This window comes from Longimicrobiales bacterium, from assembly GCA_035764935.1.
GTDB lineage: Bacteria > Gemmatimonadota > Gemmatimonadetes > Longimicrobiales > RSA9 > DASTYK01.
Window position 1 is genome coordinate 26,374 of sequence record DASTYK010000034.1, and the last position, 19,978, is coordinate 46,351.

Annotated in this window: 19 protein-coding genes; 14 read left to right on the forward strand and 5 right to left on the reverse strand. The window is 68.9% G+C overall.

Annotation, left to right across the window (positions count from 1 at the left end; genetic code table 11):
- Positions 1-123 precede the first annotated feature (123 nt).
- Genes VFU06_02540 through VFU06_02570 form a run of 7 tightly spaced genes read left to right on the forward strand, consistent with a single transcriptional unit; the run spans position 124 to position 6,292 of the window.
- Positions 124-684 carry a sigma-70 family RNA polymerase sigma factor gene (locus VFU06_02540; protein ID HEU5208266.1) on the forward strand — a complete coding sequence of 187 codons (561 nt, stop codon included), beginning with the start codon at positions 124-126 and terminating at the stop codon, positions 682-684.
- A complete protein-coding gene (locus tag VFU06_02545; GenBank protein ID HEU5208267.1) occupies positions 684-1,037 on the forward strand; it encodes a hypothetical protein in 354 nt (117 codons plus the stop codon). The genes VFU06_02540 and VFU06_02545 overlap by 1 nt, the downstream gene beginning before the upstream one ends.
- The gene (locus VFU06_02550; protein HEU5208268.1) at positions 1,034-1,465 is read left to right on the forward strand and encodes a hypothetical protein; all 432 of its coding nucleotides are present in this window, start codon (positions 1,034-1,036) and stop codon (positions 1,463-1,465) included. The genes VFU06_02545 and VFU06_02550 overlap by 4 nt, the downstream gene beginning before the upstream one ends.
- Position 1,466: 1 nt before the next feature.
- Positions 1,467-2,834 carry a TolC family protein gene (locus tag VFU06_02555; GenBank protein HEU5208269.1) on the forward strand — a complete coding sequence of 456 codons (1,368 nt, stop codon included), beginning with the start codon at positions 1,467-1,469 and terminating at the stop codon, positions 2,832-2,834.
- Entirely contained in the window at positions 2,831-3,574 is a 744-nt protein-coding gene (locus tag VFU06_02560) for an ABC transporter ATP-binding protein (protein HEU5208270.1), read from the forward strand. Before VFU06_02555 ends, VFU06_02560 begins: the two co-directional genes overlap by 4 nt.
- On the forward strand, positions 3,571-5,076 hold the full coding sequence (locus VFU06_02565) for an efflux RND transporter periplasmic adaptor subunit (GenBank protein HEU5208271.1): 1,506 nt from the start codon (positions 3,571-3,573) through the stop codon (positions 5,074-5,076). The genes VFU06_02560 and VFU06_02565 overlap by 4 nt, the downstream gene beginning before the upstream one ends.
- Before the next feature lie 7 nt (positions 5,077-5,083).
- Entirely contained in the window at positions 5,084-6,292 is a 1,209-nt protein-coding gene (locus VFU06_02570; GenBank protein ID HEU5208272.1) for an ABC transporter permease, read from the forward strand.
- Positions 6,293-6,331: 39 nt separating this feature from the next.
- On the opposite strand, the gene VFU06_02575 is transcribed toward VFU06_02570, so the two are convergent.
- Positions 6,332-7,579, reverse strand: a complete 1,248-nt coding sequence (locus VFU06_02575) for a sialidase family protein (protein HEU5208273.1) — start codon at positions 7,577-7,579, stop codon at positions 6,332-6,334.
- Between the two features lie 155 nt (positions 7,580-7,734).
- On the opposite strand from VFU06_02575, the gene VFU06_02580 reads away from it, so the two are divergent.
- Positions 7,735-8,346 carry a hypothetical protein gene (locus VFU06_02580; protein ID HEU5208274.1) on the forward strand — a complete coding sequence of 204 codons (612 nt, stop codon included), beginning with the start codon at positions 7,735-7,737 and terminating at the stop codon, positions 8,344-8,346.
- A 102-nt stretch (positions 8,347-8,448) separates the two neighbouring features.
- On the opposite strand, the gene VFU06_02585 is transcribed toward VFU06_02580, so the two are convergent.
- Both VFU06_02585 and VFU06_02590 read right to left on the reverse strand, forming a co-directional pair.
- Complete coding sequence (locus VFU06_02585) at positions 8,449-9,735, reverse strand: tetratricopeptide repeat protein (protein ID HEU5208275.1); 1,287 nt, start codon at positions 9,733-9,735, stop codon at positions 8,449-8,451.
- Between the two features lie 161 nt (positions 9,736-9,896).
- Entirely contained in the window at positions 9,897-11,258 is a 1,362-nt protein-coding gene (locus tag VFU06_02590) for an MFS transporter (GenBank protein ID HEU5208276.1), read from the reverse strand.
- A 303-nt stretch (positions 11,259-11,561) separates the two neighbouring features.
- On the opposite strand from VFU06_02590, the gene VFU06_02595 reads away from it, so the two are divergent.
- From VFU06_02595 to VFU06_02615, 5 genes are all read left to right on the forward strand, one after another.
- On the forward strand, positions 11,562-12,656 hold the full coding sequence (locus tag VFU06_02595) for a DUF5715 family protein (GenBank protein HEU5208277.1): 1,095 nt from the start codon (positions 11,562-11,564) through the stop codon (positions 12,654-12,656).
- A 152-nt stretch (positions 12,657-12,808) separates the two neighbouring features.
- Positions 12,809-13,300, forward strand: a complete 492-nt coding sequence (locus tag VFU06_02600) for a ferritin-like domain-containing protein (GenBank protein HEU5208278.1) — start codon at positions 12,809-12,811, stop codon at positions 13,298-13,300.
- A 145-nt stretch (positions 13,301-13,445) separates the two neighbouring features.
- A complete protein-coding gene (locus VFU06_02605) occupies positions 13,446-14,582 on the forward strand; it encodes a polysaccharide deacetylase family protein (GenBank protein HEU5208279.1) in 1,137 nt (378 codons plus the stop codon).
- Positions 14,582-15,862 carry an NAD(P)/FAD-dependent oxidoreductase gene (locus VFU06_02610; protein ID HEU5208280.1) on the forward strand — a complete coding sequence of 427 codons (1,281 nt, stop codon included), beginning with the start codon at positions 14,582-14,584 and terminating at the stop codon, positions 15,860-15,862. The genes VFU06_02605 and VFU06_02610 overlap by 1 nt, the downstream gene beginning before the upstream one ends.
- Positions 15,859-16,347: a DUF456 domain-containing protein gene (locus VFU06_02615; protein ID HEU5208281.1), complete on the forward strand. Its 489-nt coding sequence runs from the start codon at positions 15,859-15,861 to the stop codon at positions 16,345-16,347. The genes VFU06_02610 and VFU06_02615 overlap by 4 nt, the downstream gene beginning before the upstream one ends.
- Positions 16,348-16,386: 39 nt before the next feature.
- Here VFU06_02615 and VFU06_02620 read toward each other — a convergent pair whose 3' ends face one another.
- Positions 16,387-16,884 carry a nuclear transport factor 2 family protein gene (locus tag VFU06_02620; GenBank protein HEU5208282.1) on the reverse strand — a complete coding sequence of 166 codons (498 nt, stop codon included), beginning with the start codon at positions 16,882-16,884 and terminating at the stop codon, positions 16,387-16,389.
- Between the two features lie 220 nt (positions 16,885-17,104).
- On the opposite strand from VFU06_02620, the gene VFU06_02625 reads away from it, so the two are divergent.
- Complete coding sequence (locus VFU06_02625) at positions 17,105-19,360, forward strand: GGDEF and EAL domain-containing protein (GenBank protein HEU5208283.1); 2,256 nt, start codon at positions 17,105-17,107, stop codon at positions 19,358-19,360.
- On the opposite strand, the gene VFU06_02630 is transcribed toward VFU06_02625, so the two are convergent.
- Positions 19,332-19,970: a hypothetical protein gene (locus VFU06_02630; GenBank protein HEU5208284.1), complete on the reverse strand. Its 639-nt coding sequence runs from the start codon at positions 19,968-19,970 to the stop codon at positions 19,332-19,334. The genes VFU06_02625 and VFU06_02630 overlap by 29 nt on opposite strands.
- Between the last annotated feature and the right edge of the window lie 8 nt (positions 19,971-19,978).

Consider the following 19,978-nt stretch of genomic DNA (forward strand, 5'->3'; position numbering starts at 1 on the left):
CCCGCTTACCCGCACCGGGGCAGACACTGGAACGCCCCGGCCCGCCCCGGTGTCTGACGCTGGCTGCGGCGTACCTTCCCGCCGCGCTCGATTCCAACGTTCAACAGGGCTGGCGCGTCGATAATGCAGGCCAAGACGGAAGGCGATGCCGGACTGGTCGCTCGCGCCCGCGCCGGTGACGGCTCCGCGTTCGAGGAGCTCGTCCGCCGGCATCTCGGCGCCGCCCACGCCGTCGCCGTTGCCGTGCTCCGCGATCCGGCGGACGCGGACGACGTCTGCCAGGATTCATTCGTCGCCGCGCTGCAGCAGCTCGACAGGCTTGCCGAGCCACACCGATTCGGCGCCTGGCTGCTCCGGATCGTGCGGAACCGCGCGCTGAGCGCGCTGCGCAAGCAGCGCGTGCGCGCTGCGGCACCGCTCGAGTGGGCGGTGGATGCGGCCGGCACCGACAACCCGGGGCGTGACGCCGAGCGTGCGGCGCTGCGTGACCGCCTTTCCGCCGCGCTCGATACGCTGCCCGAGCATCAGCGTCAGATCGTGCTCCTGCACGATCTCGAGGAGTGGAAGCATCGCGAGATCGGTGAGCTGCTGGGGATGCCGGAGGGCACGGTGCGCCACCATCTCTTTCAGGCACGCCGCGCACTGCGCGTGCGGCTGCTGCCGGAACAGGAAAAGGAGGGCTGATGGAGCCCGATCGGATTGATCTGAGCGCCCTTTCGCTGGACGCCGACCGCTTCGAAGCACGGGTCCGCGCGATCATGAGGGCTGCGGCGCCGGAGCTCGCGCGCCGCGCCAGTCGCGACGGCGTGCTCGTCGTGCTGGGCCAGTGGTGGCGGCCTGCCCTCGCCGCGGCCGCGGTGGTCGGCGTGCTCGCGACCGGCGCACTGCTGCAGGCGGTCCGCGATACGGCACCCTCGGCGAGCCAGGGCGTGGCGCACCAGCTCGGTGTGGCCGAGCCGGCACTTCAATGGATCGACGAGGAGCGCGACCCGACCGTCGGCGATCTGGAGATGGCATTGATCGGAGATGCACGATGATGGTCGCGAACGGAGCCGGCAGGCTGCGTTTTGCCGGAGCGCTGCTGCTCGCTGCGACCTTTGCGGTGGGCGGGCTCGGCGGATACTCGGTTGCACAGCTCGCCGGGCGCGGCGATACCGCGCAGGCGGATGAGCCCGAGTGTGAGGACCACGATCGCAACCGCAGCAACTACTACGAGAGCCTCGGCGTGGACCCATCCCAGAAGGAGCGCATCGACGCCATTCTGGGAGCGCGCAAGCAGCAGATGGATCTCTTCTGGGCGGAGAACGGTCCGCGCATGGAGCAGATCGTGGACTCGGCGCGGGCCGAGATCCGCAACGTACTCACGCCTGAGCAGCGGGCAGAGGCTGATCGTCGGCGCGCGGAGCGTCGTGCCAAGCGCGAACGACAGGAAGAGGCCTGCAAGAAGCTGCAGGAGAAGCAGTAGCATGACCCCCACTTCGTGCGCCGCGATGTCGCGGCGCGCGCTGGTCGCCCTGGTGGCGGCCGGCACTCTCGGCGCCGCTGGCTCCGCCGCGGCGCAGCAGCCTCCGCCCCAGACCACATCCCGGCAGCCGACGTCGCCGGCAACGCAGGAGCCGACCGTGACCCTCGCGCAGGCGGTCGAGCTGGCGCAGCAGCACAGTCCGGCTCTTGCGCAGCGGCTCGGCGCCGTCACGACGTCGCGCTCGGCGGAGCGCGTCCAGATCGGCTCGTTCCTGCCGAACCTGTCGTTCAGCTCGGGTGCGTCGCTCGCGAGCACGGAGCGCTTCAATCCCCAGACGAACACGACCGTCAGCGGATCCAGCGACAGCTACAGCGCGGGCCTCTCGGCGTCGGTCGATCTGTTCACTGCGGGACGGCGCGGTGCGCAGTTGCGCCAGGCGCGCGCCAGCACCGATGCGGCACTCGCGTCGGTCATCGAGCAGCGCTTTGCCGTGGCGCTCCAGGCCAAGCAGTCGTTTTTCGACGTTCGTCGCGCCGATGAGTTGATCCGCGTGGCGGAGGCGCGCGTCACGCGCGCGCAGCAGTCGGAGGAAGCCGCGCAGCGTCGCATGCAGGTGGGCTCCGGCACGCGCTCGGACGTGCTTCGCGCGCGGCTCGAGGCGAACCAGGCTCGCCAGGCCCTGCTGCAGGCGCAGTCGCAGCGTCGCGCCGCGACGTACGCGCTCGGCGCCGTCATCGGCGCGGACGGTCCGGTGGCAGCGCAACCAGGCGAGGAGCCCGGCCCGGCGGATCTCGCGCTCTCGGATGCGGAGCTCGTCGAGCTGGTCGAGCAGCAGTCGCCGGCGGTGCAGACGGCGGAAGCGGATGTTGCCGCCAGTGATGCGGGCCTGCGCTCGGCGCGCACGCAGTATTTCCCGACGCTGCGCGCGAGCGGGGGATACGACTGGTTCAACCAGGACGCCTCCTTCAACGGCGGCCGCACGAGCTGGAGCACGCGCCTTTCCCTGTCCTACCCGCTCTTCAACGGCTTCGGCCGCGAGGACGCGGTGCAGCGGGCGAGCGTGCAGGCGAACGTCAGTCGCATCCAGCTCGACGCGTCCCGCCGGCAGGCCCGCGCGGACCTCGAGGGCGTGCTCACCAGCCTGCGGCTCGCCGAGGAGCAGATCGTGCTCGCGGCCGAGGCCGTCGATGTTGCGGCCGAGGATCTCCGGGTGGTGGAGGAGCGCTACCGTCTCGGTGCGGCGACCAGCATCGATCTGCTGCAGTCGCAGACCGCGCTGGTCGAAGCGGAGCAGGCGCTGGTCAACGCGCGCTACGATTACCTGATCGCGCGTGCGCAGCTGGAAGCCCTGGTCGGGAGGGAGCTGTGAGCACCGCCGCCGGTCAGGCCGACGAGGTCATCCGCATCGATCGGCTCACCAAGGACTACATCCTCGGCGCCGAGACCGTGCACGCGCTGCGTGGCGTCGACCTCGTGGTGCACCGCAACGAGTACATCGCGATCATGGGCCCGTCGGGCTCCGGCAAGTCCACGCTGATGAACCTGATCGGCTGCCTGGACACGCCGAGCGGCGGCGAGTACTGGCTGAACGGCCAGGCCGTCTCGCAGCTCACCGACGACGATCTCGCCCGGATCCGCAACCGCGAGATCGGGTTCGTCTTCCAGACGTTCAACCTGCTCCCTCGCGCGACGGCCCTGCACAACGTCGAGCTGCCTCTCGTCTACGCGGGTGTGGGCGCAAAGGACCGGCGCGAGCGAGCCGCGCGGATGCTGGAGCGCGTCGGCCTCGGCGACCGCATGACGCACCGCCCGAGCGAGCTGTCCGGCGGACAGCGGCAGCGTGTCGCGATCGCGCGGGCGCTGATCAATGATCCCGCGATCCTCCTGGCGGACGAGCCGACGGGCAACCTCGACTCGCAGACCGGCGCGGAGATCATGGCGCTGTTCGAAACGCTGCACGAGCAGGGGCAGACGATCGTGCTCGTCACGCACGAGCTCGACATCGCCCAGCACGCGCGGCGGCAGATCTTCCTGAAGGATGGTGTCATCGAGCGCGACGAGCGGAGCTGGGCTCCGCCCGTCGCTGAGTCAACCGGAGGCGTTCTGTGATCGAGCGGGTGAATGGTGCCGTGCGCGCGGCGGCGCTGCCGCTGTTCGGTTGCGTGCTCCTGGCATGCAATGGCACCGAGGCGAGCGAGGGTGGCGTGAGCAGTGTGACGGAGGCCGCGCCGGTCACGCGCGGTGACCTGACCGTCACGGCGGAAGCGGCCGGCCAGATCGAACCGATCCGGCTGGTCGAGGTGAAGTCCAAGGCGTCCGGTGAGATCAGGGAGATCCTCATCGAGACCGGTGATGTCGTGCAGGCAGGCCAGCTCCTGGTCCGGATCGACCCACGCGACGTCCGCAACGCGTACGACCAGGCGGATGCCGACCTCGAGGTGGCGCGTGCGCGACTCGCTACCTCAGAGGCGCAGCGCAAGCGCGCCGAGGAGCTGCGTGCCGCCAACGTGGTCACGGAACAGGAATACGAGGCCGCGGCACTCGACGAGGCGAATGCGAGGGCGCAGTTCATCAAGGCGCAGACGAACCTGCAGCTCGCGCGCGAGCGGCTCAACGACGTGACCATCCGCGCACCCATCAACGGGACCGTCATCGCCGAAACGATCGAGATCGGGCAGATCATCGCGTCCGCCAGCCAGAACATTTCGGGTGGCACCACGCTGCTGACCATGGCGGATCTGAACGAGATGCAGGTGCGCGCGCTGGTCGACGAGACCGACCTCGGTCGCATCCGGCCCGGGCTGAACGTGGTCGTGCGCGTGGAAGCGTACCCGGACCGCGCCTTCAATGGGCAGGTGCTGAAGATCGAGCCGCAGGCCGTGATCGAGCAGAACGTCACGATGTTCCCCGTGCTCGTGCGACTCGACAATCGCGAGGGCCTGCTCAAGCCGGGCATGAACGCGGACGTGGAGGTGCGTATCGCAGATCGCTCCGGCGTCCTGCTCGTGCCCAATTCGGCCATTGTCGGACCGCGCGACCTGGCTGCCGCCGCAGAAGTGCTCGGTCTCGATGTGGATGCGGTACGGCAGCAGATGCGCGGCGGCGCAGCGCCGAACGGATCCCGCGCCGACAACGCGCAGCCAGCAACCCCCGCCGCAACGCAGCAGCGCGAGCGCGGCGCGCAGTCGGCCACGGATCCAGCAGCTTCGCCCACGGCCGGCAGCGCCGATGCGGACGAGTGTTCCGCACTGCTCGAGAAGATGCGCGCAGCCGGCGGACCGCAGGTGCTGACCGAGGCCGAACGCACACAGCTGCGTGCCTGCCGCGGTCGCTCGGGCGGCGCGATGGCGCAGACCGGACGCGGCAGCACCGGTGACGTGCGTCCCGGCTTCGTGTTCGTTTCGACACCCGGTGGCATCGAGGCGCGGCGCGTGATGCTCGGCGTCAACGACTGGGACAACACGGAAGTCGTCAGCGGCCTCGAGGAGGGTGACAGCGTGATCCTCATGTCCGTCGCGCGGCTGCAGGCGCAGCAGGCGGAATTCGAGAATCGAGTGCGCGAGCGGACGAGCGGTCCGTTTCCCGGCGGCTCGGGCGGCCCCCGGCGTTGAGGCAGCCATGCTGATCGGCGAAACGATCGGGGTCGCACTCTCGGCGATCCGCGCGAACAAGATGCGCTCGTTCCTGACCATGCTCGGCGTGATCATCGGCATTGCAGCGGTGATCACCATGGTCGCGCTCGGCGAAGGTGCGCAGCGCCAGGTGGAAGGTCAGCTCGCCTCCCTCGGTGCGAACGTGCTGACGGTCCGGCCCGGGCAGCAGATGTTCGGCGGCATCGATCGGGGCGAGAATCGCATGACGCAGGACGACGCGACCTCTCTGCTCACCGAGCCGCGCAGCATTCGCTCCGTCTCGCCCGAGATGCAGCGCCGTCAGCAGATCGCGTTCGAGGGCGCGAATGCGAGCAACACGGTGCTCGGCATCTGGCCCGCCTACTTCGAGATCCAGAACCACGCGCTCGCGCGCGGCCGTCTCTTTTCGGTCGGCGAGGAGCGCGGGCGCCGGCGCGTCGCAGTGGTGGGTGCCCGGGTCGGTGAACGACTGAACATCGCAACGGACGCGCTGCTCGGTCGCACCCTCCGCATCCGCGGCATCCCGTTCGAGGTCATCGGCATCCTCGCCGAAAAGGGCGAGCAGGGCTGGATGAATCCGGACGAGACCATCTACGTGCCGCTCTCCACCGCCCAGTTCCGGCTGTTCGGTGATGATCGCGTGAGCAGTATCCTGGTGCAGGCGACGAGCGAGTCCGCGATGAATGCCGCGGTCGCGGAGATCGACGCAAAGCTCCGTCGCGAGCACCGCATCCAGCCGGGCGAGCCCAGCGATTTCACGGTGCGCAACCAGACGACGCTGCTGTCCACGCTCAGCGAGGCAACCCAGACCTTCACGATGCTGCTCGCCGGCATCGCCGCGATCTCTCTGCTCGTCGGCGGCATCGGCATCATGAACATCATGCTGGTGTCCGTCACGGAGCGCACGCGGGAGATCGGCGTGCGGAAGGCACTCGGCGCACGGCGTCGCGACATCATGCTCCAGTTTCTCGTCGAGGCGCTCGTGCTCTGCCTGGCTGGCGGGGCGCTGGGTATCGCCCTCGGCGTGGGCGCTGCCCGTATGACGGAACGGCTGCTTGCCTGGAACGTGGCCGTTGCGCCGGCCGCAGTGATGCTGGCGTTCGGCTTCGCCGGAGCGGTCGGCGTGTTCTTCGGAATATGGCCGGCTCGCCGCGCGGCACGCCTGGATCCCATCATCGCCCTGCGCTACGAATAGCTCAGGGCGTTCGAAAGGCGTGCGTGAGACCCGTTGCGCTCAGCGCCCGCCGGTCGCCGCGGGCAGCTCGACGCGGGCGGTGTGCACCACCGTGGAAGCTCCGTCCGCCGCGGCCGCGCCACCTGCGGCGGTCCACGCCAGGACCACGTCCGAGCCGGAGAACGCCATGCGGGGGAAACCGCTTGCCCGCTCGGCGCCCGTGCGGCTCACCGTGAGCGGCCGCGACATCCCGCCCCCGGGGACAACGTGCCGCAGGCGCACTTCGGCCGCGCCCTCCACCCGTTCCAGCCAGCTCACGATCGCACTCCCGTCCTCCGCCATGAGCAGGTCGACACGGCCTGCGGGCGCGCCGTCGTCCACGCGCACGGGCGCGCTGAACGTACGGCCGCCATCACTCGAAAACGCGACATTGACGCGCGGCTCCTCCTGGGCTGCGGTGAACCACGCGATGGCGACGCTGCTTCCCCGTGCGTCCGCCTGTGGCCCGTTCACGGGGCAGGCATCGATCTGCCAGCCGTCGTCGTGCAGCGTCACGGGCTGACCCCACGCACTGTCCTCGAGGGTGGCCACGCCGATGTCGCGCAGCTCCTGTTCGGAGCGGTCGCGGTAGAACACCAGCAAACGTCCGTCGCTCTGCACCACGCTGGTCTGGCAGCAGTCGCAGACGCGCGCGTCGATCTCGTGCTCGCCGCCCAGCGAGCCGTCCGGCGCTACCACCGCGTGCCGCAGCGTCATGACCTCGTCCCCCGCCGCGTAGCGGCGGCCGTCGAGCCACACCGCGCCGACGTTCCCGGCGCCGGCGTCGTACAGGCTCACGAACCCGTGCTCGGCGGGCGTGCTGTCGTGCGGCGTCACGGGCGTGCTCCACGTTTCGCCGCCATCCGTCGAGCGCGCGATGCGCACGCCGTAGGCGTAGGTGCCGGCGCCGTTGCGCTGCAGCCAGTGCGCGACCAGTGAGCCGTCGCCGAGCTGGATCATGGACGGGAAGTCGGCCCAGTTGACGAACCAGTCCGCACCGCTCGCGATGGTGCGCGGCGGCGACCAGGTGCCGTCCTCGAGAACCGAGAAGCGCAGCATCCAGGCGCTGTCGGACGGCTCGAGCCATGACAGGTGCACCCGTCCATCCGGCCCCGTGCTGAGGTTCGGCTCCGCACTGCCCGGTGCTGCAGGCGTGGTCAGCACAACCGGCCCGGCCAGCGGCGGCGGCGCATCTGCGGCTCCGCGTTCACAGGCGGCTGACGTGACACAGGCAGCGAGGGCAGGGAACAGAACGGGAAAGCGTCGCATGTGGGACGTCCGGGCCGGGGGAGCGGGAGGTGCCATCTGCTGGTTCAGGTTACACGCCGACGCTGCTCAGGCACAAGGCGAGGGAACGCGGCGTGCATCCGACGCGTACCCCTGCAGCGTCTCCGGTGAGGCGCAGCACCTTGAAGGGAGGAGATATGCGGATTCGACATGCCTCGCTGTTTGCCGTGCCGCTGCTCGCACTCGCGATGGCGACGCCGGTGCAGGCGCAGGGCCGGCTGACCGTTACCCCGCTGATCGGCGGGTACATTCCCGGCAACGACATCCACGACCTGCGGGAGGGCGCCGAGGAGGTCACAGTCGACAAGGAAGCGGCGCTCGGCCTGGGCCTCAATGTCGAGCTCGGCTGGCTGCGAGGCAGCCTGGCCTACGCGTCGGGCGCCACGGTCAATGTCGAGGACGTGAGCGACCCCGGCCTCGAGGGGGAGATCGGCGAGGGTAGCGTGCTTGCGGTCGCTGCCGACGTCGTGCTGCGCCCGCTGCCCCGGCTCATCGTCGTACAGCCGTACCTGCTGGCAGGCGCCGGCCTCAAGCGGACCGACTACGACTGGGAAACCGACGGAGCCGCGGACGCATTTCCGGAGGACCAGAGCGACTTCACCCTGCACGTCGGGGTCGGTGCCGACATCTCGCTCGGGCCGGTCGGACTCGTGGTCGAGGTGACGGACTTCATCTCGAACGAGGGCAACGACTCGTTCGGCAGGCACGACGCGTTCGGGATGCTGGGATTGAAGTTCGGACTGTTCTAGTCGGACGAGCAGCGTTCAACCACAGAGGGCCGGCGGGAGTTTCGATCTCCCGCCGGCCCTCTGCATTGCTCTGTGGTTGAACTCTATCAGAGTCCGGCGAAGCTATCCGCGGACCTCGTACTTCCAGCCCGCGATGTCGCCCTCCACCGGGATCGTTCCCTGGAACTCCACGGATGCGCCATCGGCCGGTGCAGTCACCGTGATGTCGCCCTCACCGATCGTCTGACCCTCCATGCCGATGAGCGTCATGTGGATCACGAGCGAAGCGCCCTCGGTCGCGCCGGCGTTCGTCAGCATTCCCGACACCACTGCACCGGCATCGCCGGTCCGGATCGCGAGCTGATCGAGGTAGACCGGCAGCGCCTCGCGCTGCGTGAGCAGCTCGAGCGCCTTGTCCTGACCCGCCTTCTGCGCCGCGGCATCGTCGGACAGCAGCCCGTTCATGCGGTGCGCGCGCGCGGCGATGATGTACAGCATCTCGTTGTTGGGATCGATCTGCTGCACGCTCTCGACTGCCGCAATGACCTGCGGATACATCGGCCGCAGCTCGTTCTCGAGCCGCTCCACGTCGGCCGTCTGCTGCTTCGCGCGCGCGCTGTCGAGCTCCTCCTCGAGCGACTGCACGCTCGCGAACAGCGCCTGCACGTAGTTGTAACGGAAATCGCGCGAGTGCGGGTTCTGCTCGGCCGCAGCCTTGAACATCTCCGCTGCCTGCTCGTACTCCTCGGCCTGGAAGGCCTCGATCCCGGCCTGGCCGCTGAGCTGCGCGATGTTCATCTTCGCCATCTCCGCGTAGCTCGCCCACTGCGCCCTGGTCTCCTCGTTCACCTGCTCCAGCATGGGGCCGGTGACGATCGCGTGCGCCTTCTGCAGCGCCTCGACCGCCTTGGCGGTCTCCCCCGAGTTGGCGTACAGGCTGCCCAGGTTGAGGAACGCCTCGGGACGCTGGTCGTACAGCTCGTTCGCGGCCTCCAGCGCTGCGATCGCAGCAGCGTTGTCGCCCTGGTCCATCGCCGTCACGCCGGCATTGAACGCGTGGATCCACGCCTGCTCACGCTCGGCTGACAGCTCCGCCTCGTAGGCCGGGTACAGCTCCAGCGCCTTGTCGAATGCGGCGTCCGCCTCCGAGAACTGGCCCAGCGCGGCGTAGACGGCGCCGGCGAGGTACCACGTCTTGGCATGGTTGGGCTCCTCGGCCATGCCCTGCTCGAGCGCCGTGAGTGCCTGACGGTACATCTCCTGGCGCTCGGCATCGTCCTGGCGCGTCATGGCCAGCCCGATATGCTTCGTCGCCTCTTTGGTGTGCTTGTTGTCGTCCTGCGCCGACGCAGTCGCCGGCAGGAGCAGCAGCACGAGGGCTGACAGGAACAGCCCGCGGAACCGTGCCATGGTCCAGCCTCCTGGGTAATTCGTTGTTACTTCCGCGATCCGCGAGAACGCTGCGCGCTCGTGTGCGGCATGAAGGATAACCGCGCAGGGCCAACAGGTTCCGCAGATCCGGGGAGCACGTCAGCTTAGAGGCCGGACTACCGTGGCACAAGCAGGTCCGCCTACGCCGCCTCGCCCGAGGGGCCCTCCTCGCCGACGTCCGGCGTGGTGCTGTGGGTGGCGGCCTGGAGCCCGCGCGCGACCTCCGGCAGGATGCCCAGCCGCCGGTAGATCGGCCGCACCTGCTCACGCAGGGCGGGAAGCCGCAGCCGGAACAGAAAGGCGGCAAGGATGGCGCAGGTGCCGCCGACCGCGATGGTGAGTGGCGCTCCGATCCGGCTCGCCGCCACACCCGCAATCAGGCTGCCGAGCGGGGTCATGCCCAGGAACGCCATGCTGTAGAGGCTCATGATCCGGCCGCGCTTGTCGTCGTCCACCAGCGTCTGCAGCACGGTATTGCTCGACGCCATCTGCGTCATCATGCCGAAGCCCGCGAACACCAGGGCCAGCAGCGTGAGCGGCAGCGAGCGCGAAGCGGCCACACCGAGCAGCGCGGCGCCGAACAGGGTGGCGGCGCGCGCGATCACCCTGCCAAGACCGGCGACTGTGCTGCGCGCGGCAAGGAACAGTGCGCCGGACAGCGCACCGAGCCCCATCGCGGCCATCAGGAACCCGAGCGTGTCCGCACCGCCGCCCAGGACGTCCGTCGCGATCACGGGCAGCAGCACGGTAAATGGCACTGCCACCACGCTCACGGTCGCAACCATCAGCAGGATCGAGCGGATCGGCGCGAAGCCGAAGGCGTAGTCGAAGCCCTCGCGGATATGACTGAGCACGCTCACGGACGCGCGCACGCGCCTGACCGGCGTCAGCCGCATCAGCAGAAGCGAAGAGAGTACCGCGATGTAGCTCGCCGCGTTGATCGCGATCACCCAGCCCTCGCCCATGACCGCGATGGCCACACCCGCGATCGCCGGGCCGATCAGTCGGGCAAGGTTGAACATGGAGGAGTTCAGCGCGATCGCATTCGGCAGGTCGGCCCGCTCCCCCACCATTTCGAGCAGAAAGGCCTGCCGGCTGGGCGTGTCGAAGCCGATGATCGCGCCGAGCATCGTCATCAGCAGCAGGATGTGCCAGACCTCGACCGTACCCGACAGGACCAGCACCGCCAGCAGCGTCGCCTGCACCATGGCCGCCGTCTGCGTCGCAATCACCAGCCGGTGCTTGTTGACCCGGTCGGCCAGCGCACCTGCGAACGGCGCCAGCACGAAGGCCGGCGCCTGTCCGAGAAAGCCGACGAGTCCCAGGTAGAAGGCGCTGCCGGTCAGCCGGTACACGAGCCAGCTCACGGCAACCTGCTGCATCCAGGTCCCGATCACCGAAATCGACTGCCCGGCCGTGAACAGGCGGAAATTGCGATGGCGAAGCGCGCGCAGCGCGAAGCGGAGCTTGCTGCCGGATCCTGGTGTGTCCCCGTTCGACATTGCGACAAGCTTAGCAGAACCGCCACGCGCCGGCCATGCGTCCGCAGTCGCAACTCTGGACACGACGGAGAGTTAGCATTATTAATGGCAGAGGACGGCCGCGTGCGTGCACGCGGCGCCTTCCGAGGTGGTTCCCCCTGCCTCGACGTTGTTCCGAAGGACACGATCCCGACGGACCGTGTCCCGTGCGTATTTCAAACAGTTCGAGTCATGGCACGAGCCACCGCAGCCGTAGTGGGCCTTGTTCTGCTCACGCTCTCCGCGCCCGCGTCCGCGCAGTCGTTGCGTGGATCGCGTTCGTCCATGCAGAGGCAGAACGGAATCGCTCGCAACCACGACTACAGCTTCCTGCGCACGTCCTCCCAGGTGAACCGCTTCGTCGATCTCGGGCTGCTGGTGCGCCTGCCGGGCAACAGCGACTACGAGCTGGCACGGGTCTCGTACCCGTATGCGCGACCGGCCATCAAGCTCTTCGTCGAGCGGCTCGCCTCGCAGTACCACGCGGCGTGCGGCGAAAAGCTCGTCGTGACCAGCCTCACACGCCCCGAGGCAAGGCAGCCGCGCAATGCCTCCGACCTTTCGGTCCACCCGGCCGGCATGGCCGTGGACCTGCGCGTCAGCCGCCGGGCCGACTGCCGCAAGTGGCTGGAGTCGACGCTGCTGTCGCTGGAGAAGCAGGGCGTCATCGACGCCACGCGGGAGCGTTACCCGCCCCATTACCACGTTGCGGTCTTCCCCAACCCGTATGAGGGGTACGTCGCGACCCTGAACAGCCGCGCCACCGCGCGCCTGGCGAGCGCCGAGGCGCCGGCCGAGCCCGCCACCGGTGAGGCCGGGTCCGCGAGCGAGGCAAAGCCGACTGTGACGCTCGCCAGCGCCACATCGACCGATGATGTCCCATCCGGTCCCGCCGCCGCTGCCGAGGTCGTGACGACGAAGCCGTCCGGGAGCACGTCGGCAGAGTCCGTTACCGAAACCTACGAGGTCCGCCGAGGCGATACCCTGTGGGGCATCGCCCGCCGCTTCGGCGTCAGCGTCGACGCTCTGAAGGACGCAAACAAGCTCGGCAGCGCCCGGATCATGGCGGGCCAGAAGCTGAACGTGGCTGCCGCCACGCCGCTGTCCGCTCCGGCAAGCGAGGCGGCATCCGCGGCCGAGGCCGTTGTTGCGGTTGCTTCCGCGGACGACGTTCTCGACACAACTGCTCCGGCGCCTGAGGTCGCCCCACAGGTCGAGACCGCCGCGCCCGTCACGGTCGAGTACCGGGTCCGGCCGGGTGACACGCTGTGGGAGATCGCGCGCCGCCATGGCATTACCGTCGACGAGCTCAAGAGCGTGAACGGGCTGGCCGGGGCGCGCATCGTTGCGGGGCAGACGCTGGCGCTGCCGTCGCCCTGATCGTGACCGGACGCTGATGGCCCTCGAGCGCCGCGCACCGCGCGGCGCTTTTTTTTGCTGCGCTTTCTGCCGGGCCGGCCGGGGCCGGGCACCCTGATTGCATTGTGAACACCGCGAATCAGTCGGTCATCACGGCAGCAGGAGGTGTATCCATGGAATCCATGCAGAAGCTGTATCTCGAGGAACTGCGCGACGTGTACGACGCGGAAAAGCAGCTGGAGAAGGCGCTTCCGAAGATGGCGGAGAACGCGTCGCACAATCAGCTGCGCACCGCCTTCCAGGAGCACCTGGCGACGACGCAGGAGCAGGTGCGTCGCCTGGAGACGATCTTCGACAATCTCGGCGAGTCGCCGCGGGGCAAGTCGTGCAAGGGCATGAAGGGGCTGCTCGAGGAAGGCGAGGAGATCATGAAGCAGCCCGGTGATCCGGATGTGAAGGATGCGGCGATGATCTCCGCCGCGCAGCGCGTGGAGCATTACGAGATTGCCGCGTACGGCTCGCTGCGCACCTATGCCGAGGAGCTCGGCCTGAAGGACCACGCCGACCTGCTGCAGCGGACGCTGGACGAGGAGGGCAACACCGACAAGCGTCTGACCAAGCTGGCCGAAAGCCGCGTCAACAAGGACGCGACGATCGGCCGCTGAGCCGGGGCCGCGTCGCGCGACGCAGGCCTCATCGACGGCCGGAGCGGCGTACCCGCTCCGGCCGTTTCGCGCGCCAATTCCCTGCGAGCCCGTTCTGCGCGAGCTTACTGACAGGCACGAACCAGTCCGTGAAGAACTGAACATCATGCGCAGCATCGTTGCATCTCTGGTTGCTTCCGCCCTGATCGCGCTGCCCGCGTGCGGCGGCGGCGATTCATCCCCGCGCGACGCCGCGGCCGCTCCGCTCGTCGAAACCGACGACAGTGCCCGCGGCCGCGGCAGTGCCGCGGCCACACGTGATTCGGTCCTGGCCGACTCCGGTGCGGTCCCCGACTCCGTCGGCCGGTCGGCCGATGCACCGGCCGCCCGGACGTCGCGTGCAGTACACGAGGCGGACGCCGCACACGCTCATCGTACGCCCAACGAGCTCGGTCGCGTTCCGATCCTGGAGTACCACCTGATCGGGCCGGAGCCGTCACAGTGGACGGTCACACCGGCCGCGCTCCGCTCTCATCTCGAGCTGCTGTACGAGCGAGGCTATCGTCCGGTGAATCTGCGCGACCTCGTGGATGGCGAGCTCGATCTGCCGCGTGGTCTATCGCCCGTCGTGCTCACCTTCGACGACGCCTCGCCGAGCCAGTTCCGCTACGTGGAGCGCGACGACGGCACGCTCGACATCGATCCGGAGTCTGCGGTCGGCATTCTGCTCGAGTTCGCCCGCACGCACCCGGGCTGGGAGAACCGTGCGGTGTTCTGCATGCTGCCGGCGGCGGAAGCAGGCCGCTCGTTCTTCGGTGACAAGGGTATAGAAGGGCAGAAGTCGGAATGGCGTTTCCGCAAGGTTCGCTTTCTGGCCGAGCAGGGCTTCGAGCTGTGCAATCACACGCTCTGGCATGCGAACCTGGCGAAGTACGAGGACGCGTTCGTGCAGGAGCAGATCGCGCGCGGCGAGCTGGCGATCGATTCGGCAGTGGCAGGTTACGACGTCCGCAGCTTTGCGCTGCCACTGGGTGAATGGCCGAAGCGACGGGAGCTTGCGTCCCAGGGAAGCTGGACGGACCCGAAGACGGGTCGTACGCTGAGCTACTCGTACGACGCTGTTCTGCTGGTTGCGGGCGGGCCTGCACGCAGCCCGCACGACGCGGAGTTCGACCCGCTGCGGCTGCCGCGCTTCATCGTGTATGCGGAAGAGCTTCCGAAGCTGCTCGACCGACTCGACCGTGAGGGCAGCCGCTACGTCTCGGACGGTGATCCCTCGAGGGTAGCCAGACCGGAGGACTGATGAACTCAGCACTGCCGCACGTCGTGATCATCGGCGGTGGCTTCGCGGGTCTCTACTGCGCACGCGGCCTCGCCCGTGCCCCGGTGCGGGTCACCGTCGTCGACGCGCGCAACTTTCATCTGTTCCAGCCGCTGCTCTACCAGGTCGCGACCGCGTCGCTGTCGCCCGCGGACATTGCCATGCCTCTGCGGTACGTGCTGCGTGGCAGCGACAATACGCAGGTCTGGCTCGGCACGGTGACTGGCATCGATCCGGACGCACGCGCGGTCACGCTGCGCGAGGGCGGTGCGCTGCACTACGACTACCTGGTGCTCGCGACCGGTGCGACTCACGCCTACTTCGGTCATGACGAGTGGGCCGGGCGTGCACCGGGCCTGAAGACGGTCGACGACGCGACGGAGATCCGGCGTCGCTTCCTGGTCGCATTCGAAGCGGCGGAACGCGAGGGGGATCCGGCCGCGCGCCAACGCCTGCTCACCTTTGCGATCGTCGGTGCCGGCCCGACGGGCGTGGAGCTGGCCGGCGCGATGGCGGAGATCGCCCGACAGGTGATGCCGCGCGAGTTCCGCTCGATCGACACCAGGGACGCGCGCGTGCTGCTGCTGGAGGGTGGACCGCGTGTGCTGCCGACGTATGCGGAGCAATCCTCGGAAAGTGCGCGGCGACAGCTCGAACGACTGGGCGTCGAGGTGCGCACCGGCGCACTCGTCACGGGCATCACCGAGGAGTCGGTGCTGATCGGTGGGGAAGAGATTCCTGCGGGCAACGTGTTCTGGGCCGCTGGCGTGGCGGCATCGCCGCTTGGTGCAGAGCTCGGCGCGCCACTCGACCGGGCCGGCCGCGTGATCGTCGAGCCGGACTGCGGCGTGCCCGGCAGACCGGAGATCCTGGTGCTCGGCGACCTGGCGCACCTGGAGCAGGACGGCATGCCGGTGCCCGGCGTCGCGCCCGCCGCCATTCAGATGGGAAAGCACGCTGCGCGCGTGCTCCGCGCGGCAATCGAGGGTCGGCCGCGCCCTGTCTTCCGCTACCGTGACAAAGGCAGTCTTGCCACGATCGGCCGTGCACGTGCCGTTGCCGAGATCGCCGGCCTCCGGCTGAGCGGCTTCATCGCCTGGTTCGTCTGGGCCTTCGTGCACATCCTCTACCTGATCGGCTTCCGCAACCGTCTCGTCGTCATGATCGAGTGGGCCTGGTCGTATCTCTGGTTCAAGCGCGGCATCCGGCTGATTACGGGCAGCCCGGAGATCGAGCTTGCACGCGCGCGGGAGAGCGCATGAATCCGTGGGGGTTCGCAGGCGTGGCGGTGATGATCGGCTCGCTGTTCCTGACGCCGCTCGGCCTGCCCGGCAACTGGATCATGATCGCCGTACTGGCTGTCGGCGCGTTCTTCGGCGAGGTGGGCGTGCTCGTGCTGCTCGCGACGCTCGTCATCGCGCTCGTCGGTGAGCTCATCGAGTTCTGGATCGTGAAGCGCTACAACCTGCGCTACGGCGGATCCAGCAAGGCGTTCTGGGGCGCGCTGGCCGGCGGGCTGATCGGCACGTTCGTCGGGATCCCCGTGCCGGTCATCGGCTCCATCATCGCGGGCATCATCGGCTCGTTCGTCGGCGCCGTGCTCGTGACCATGGCCGAGGCCCGCACGCTCGGGGACGCGACGCGGGTCGGCTGGGGTGTCATGCTCGGACGCGTGTGGTCCGCGGTCGCGAAGACGGCGGCGGGCGTCACCATCCTCGCGCTCGGCGGCTGGGCACTGCTGTTCTGAGCAGGCGACGGTGCGGCGGTCGGATCGACCGCCGCGTCGTCACGATCCGGTCGGCGCCTGCCATTCCTGGTGTGTGCACCCCTCCCGTCGGCGCGAGTCTGCCAGGTGCACGATTTTCCACTCGCCATCCAGCTTCAGCATCTGGAACCCGTCGTACCCGCAGTGACTGAACCGGTCGCCGACGTGGAACGTGTAGTACGTCCACACGTGCGCCAGCGGCCCGTCGATGCGGATCTCGACATCATAGAGCGTCTCATTGAGCGCGGGGCCGCCCGCAGCACCGCCGATCACCTGGAAGAATTCGGACGGCGTGGTGTAGCTCAGGTTCCCCTCGCGGTCGACGCCTGCGAAGCGTGCGTCCGGCGCGAACAGGGGGCGCATTCCGGCGGTATCGTGTACCGCCATCGCTTCGAACAGTCTGTCGACCACGGCGCGCACCGCCTGCTCATCGGTCGTGCTCTGTGCACTCACCGGTGTTGTCATGCCCAGCGCCATCGCAAACGCGCCGAGGATCCATCGCCGTCTGGCTGCTGTCATCGATCCGTGCTCCCTCGCATGTGGTGGACGTCGATCGCCTCTTGCGGCCCGCGAATGTGTAAATCGCGGTCCGGCTGTGCGCTACCCGTGAGGGGCCAGCGGCGCCACGCACGTGACCGTTGCCGCGACGCGCAGCGGCGCCGTAGTTTTCGAGCTCTCTCCGGGCTGCCGCCTTCCTGCTCCACGAGGCCGGCCGCCCCGATCCTGATTTCTGACGAATGTGAATCCTTCGGCGTCGAACCTGCCGGGACCGGCCAGCCTGCCGAGGCTGTCCAGTTACGAGATCCGCACGTATCGCCTGCTGATGACGGTGACTTCCGTTCTCGTGCTGGCGCTGCAGCCGGTGTACGTGGCGACGGATCCGCTGGCGCGCGATCCCTGGCTGCTGCGTGCGCTCGCGGCCGTGGTCTGCCTGGTCGCGCTCGCCGCGAGCTTCCGGCTGCGAACGCCCGCACTGCGGCGGGTAGTGCTCGCCGCCTACAGTGCGGTCACCGCGTGGCTCCTCGTGCTGGTGGCGATCAACGCGTTCGCGTGGCAGTACGCGCTCACGCTGCTGGTCTTCGTTGCCGGCTTCACCGCAGGCGTGGCCGAGCGGCGGCTGCTCGCCTGGTACGGCATCGGCAGCGCCGCCGGGCTCGCGCTGGTCATCCTGCTGGTCGGGGAGCCGCGCATCGACCTGGCACCCTTTATCGCCGCGGTCGCCACACTCGCCCTGCTTTCGTTTACCGGCTTTGGCACGCGCATGCTGGTCGAGGAACGCCTGGTCGCCAGCAGGGAGCGCTTTGCCCTGGCCGCATGGGGCGCCAACGACGGGCTGTGGGACTGGAACGTGGTGCGCGGCGTCGTCTTCTACTCGACGCGCTGGAAGGCCTCGCTGGGCTACGCGCCGCAGGAGATCGGTCATTCACTGGATGACTGGCTCGGGCGCGTGCACCCCGACGACCGCGGCGCCGTCGACGCGACGCTTGCCGCGCTGCACGAGGGCGGCTCGCATTTCGAGGTGGAGTATCGCATGCGCCACGCTGATGGTACGTGGCGCCACATGGTCGGACGCGGGGCGGTAGCGCGCGACCGGCGCGGCAGGGTCGTGCGTGTGACCGGCTCGCAGGCGGACGTGACGTCGCGCAAGCGCGCGGAACAGCAGCTGCTGCACGATGCGATGCATGACACCCTCACAGGCCTGCCGAACCGTGCCCTGTTCCTGGATCGTCTCGAGCGTTTCCTGCATCACGCGCAGCGGCGTCCCTCCTTCCGTTTCGCGGTCCTGTTCATCGATCTCGACCGCTTCAAGGTCGTGAACGACAGTCTCGGCCACCCTGCCGGTGACAGCCTGCTGATCGACGTCGCCCGGCGTCTCGAGCTGCTGCTGCGCCCCGAAGACACCCTGGCGCGCCTCGGAGGCGACGAGTTCGCTGTGCTGGTCGACGACGTGCGCGATGGCGAAGCCGCCGTGCGGATCGCGGACCGGATCCAGCACGCGCTGGCCGAGCCGTTCCGCACGCGCGGCCAGCGCCTCTACGTGTCGGCCAGCATCGGCATCGCGCTCGGCGGCGCAGGCAACACCACTGACGCGCTGCTGCGCGATGCGGACACTGCGATGTACCGCGCCAAGCGGCAGCGCGCGCGCTACGCCATGTTCGATGAGGCGATGCACGCGGAAGCGGTGCTGCAGCTCGAGCTCGAGAGCGACATCCGCCACGCGATCGAGCGGCGCGAGTTCGTCACGCATTACCAGCCGCTGGTCCGGCTGGACACCGGCGAGCTCATCGGGTTCGAAGCGCTCGTGCGGTGGATGCATCCGGAGCGCGGGCTCCTGATGCCCGACGTGTTCGTGCCGCTCGCCGAGGAGACCGGCCTCATCTCCGACATCGGCCGCTGGGTGCTCGACGAATCGTGTACGCTGCTGCAGCGCTGGCAGGAGATGCTGCCGGAGGGCCAGCCGTTCGTGCTGAGCGTCAACGTCTCGGGCAAGCAGTTCCTGGATGAGCGTTTCGCGGACGAGGTGATCAGCGTCCTGCGCGAGCGGCAGGTCCCCCACAGCGCACTCAAGCTGGAGCTGACCGAGACGGCGATGATGGAGGACTCGGCCGCCGCCGCACGCGTGCTCGATCGGCTGCGCGCACACGGCGTATCCGTCTGGATCGATGACTTCGGGACCGGCTACTCGTCGCTTGCCTACCTGCAGCGGCTGCCGGTCGGCTCACTGAAGATTTCACGCCATTTCATGACGGGCCTGGCGAGCGGCGGCAGCGAGGCTGCACTCGTGCGTGCCATTGTCTCGCTTGCCGCGACGCTCGGCCTCGACACCATCGCGGAAGGCGTGGAGACCGAGGCGCAGCGGCGGATCCTGTGCGAGCTCGGCTGCCGCATCGGGCAGGGCTGGCTGTTTGCACCCGCCCTCGACGCCGAGGCGGCGACACGCATGCTGCAGCAGCCGCTGGCCGCGATCACTCCTCCGTCCAGCGACTGGCAGTAACGACAGGGCGCGCCCGCCCGTCCGGACCGGCCTCCAAGACATCTCGGCTGTCTGTACCATCCACCGGCGCCGCGCGCCGCCACGCGGCGTACAGCGCACCTGCCACTGCACAGGCGTAGACGAGGAGCCCCACCCCCCGTACCGCACGCGCGATCGTGCGATCGCGCTCGAGCAGTCCGACCTGCACCAGCAGAAACGTCCAGTCGTGGCCGGCCGGGTCACCGCCGAGCAGCGGAAGCTGCCGCGTCCGCGCGTCGCCGATGTACACGGCCGCGTCCGTGAGAGCGAACGCCAGCCAGAGCCCAACGATCGCCGTCGCATAGCGGTCATTGCGCCGCCAGAAGTAGGCGATGAATACGACCGGAAACAGCACCTGGAAGAGGGTGCCACCCAGCACCATGACGTATTCGCCGAACGGCATGAAGAGGACGTGGCCCGCCTCGTGGGTGGCGAGGATGACGTCGCGCAGGAAGACGTAGTGGAAGGGGTCCAGCACCGGTCGGCCCACGTACCAGGCCGCGAACAGCGCGAATGCGATCATCGCGTTGCGCTGCACGAGCAGCTCCGCGCGCCCGTGGCGGCCGATGTCGGCGGCGTCGCCTGGTGTCATGCTGGAAA

What these genes read in the sequence shown, in the direction of transcription:
- VFU06_02620 (HEU5208282.1), bottom strand. Translation starts at nt 16,884, where the DNA reads ATGACAGCAGCCAGACGGCGATGGATCCTCGGCGCGTTTGCGATGGCG.
- VFU06_02600 (HEU5208278.1), top strand. Translation starts at nt 12,809, where the DNA reads ATGGAATCCATGCAGAAGCTGTATCTCGAGGAACTGCGCGACGTGTAC.
- VFU06_02595 (HEU5208277.1), top strand. Translation starts at nt 11,562, where the DNA reads ATGCAGAGGCAGAACGGAATCGCTCGCAACCACGACTACAGCTTCCTG.
- VFU06_02630 (HEU5208284.1), bottom strand. Translation starts at nt 19,970, where the DNA reads ATGACACCAGGCGACGCCGCCGACATCGGCCGCCACGGGCGCGCGGAG.
- VFU06_02610 (HEU5208280.1), top strand. Translation starts at nt 14,582, where the DNA reads ATGAACTCAGCACTGCCGCACGTCGTGATCATCGGCGGTGGCTTCGCG.
- VFU06_02580 (HEU5208274.1), top strand. Translation starts at nt 7,735, where the DNA reads ATGCGGATTCGACATGCCTCGCTGTTTGCCGTGCCGCTGCTCGCACTC.
- VFU06_02570 (HEU5208272.1), top strand. Translation starts at nt 5,084, where the DNA reads ATGCTGATCGGCGAAACGATCGGGGTCGCACTCTCGGCGATCCGCGCG.
- VFU06_02585 (HEU5208275.1), bottom strand. Translation starts at nt 9,735, where the DNA reads ATGGCACGGTTCCGCGGGCTGTTCCTGTCAGCCCTCGTGCTGCTGCTC.
- VFU06_02590 (HEU5208276.1), bottom strand. Translation starts at nt 11,258, where the DNA reads ATGTCGAACGGGGACACACCAGGATCCGGCAGCAAGCTCCGCTTCGCG.
- VFU06_02540 (HEU5208266.1), top strand. Translation starts at nt 124, where the DNA reads ATGCAGGCCAAGACGGAAGGCGATGCCGGACTGGTCGCTCGCGCCCGC.
- VFU06_02555 (HEU5208269.1), top strand. Translation starts at nt 1,467, where the DNA reads ATGACCCCCACTTCGTGCGCCGCGATGTCGCGGCGCGCGCTGGTCGCC.
- VFU06_02545 (HEU5208267.1), top strand. Translation starts at nt 684, where the DNA reads ATGGAGCCCGATCGGATTGATCTGAGCGCCCTTTCGCTGGACGCCGAC.
- VFU06_02615 (HEU5208281.1), top strand. Translation starts at nt 15,859, where the DNA reads ATGAATCCGTGGGGGTTCGCAGGCGTGGCGGTGATGATCGGCTCGCTG.
- VFU06_02575 (HEU5208273.1), bottom strand. Translation starts at nt 7,579, where the DNA reads ATGCGACGCTTTCCCGTTCTGTTCCCTGCCCTCGCTGCCTGTGTCACG.
- VFU06_02550 (HEU5208268.1), top strand. Translation starts at nt 1,034, where the DNA reads ATGATGGTCGCGAACGGAGCCGGCAGGCTGCGTTTTGCCGGAGCGCTG.
- VFU06_02605 (HEU5208279.1), top strand. Translation starts at nt 13,446, where the DNA reads ATGCGCAGCATCGTTGCATCTCTGGTTGCTTCCGCCCTGATCGCGCTG.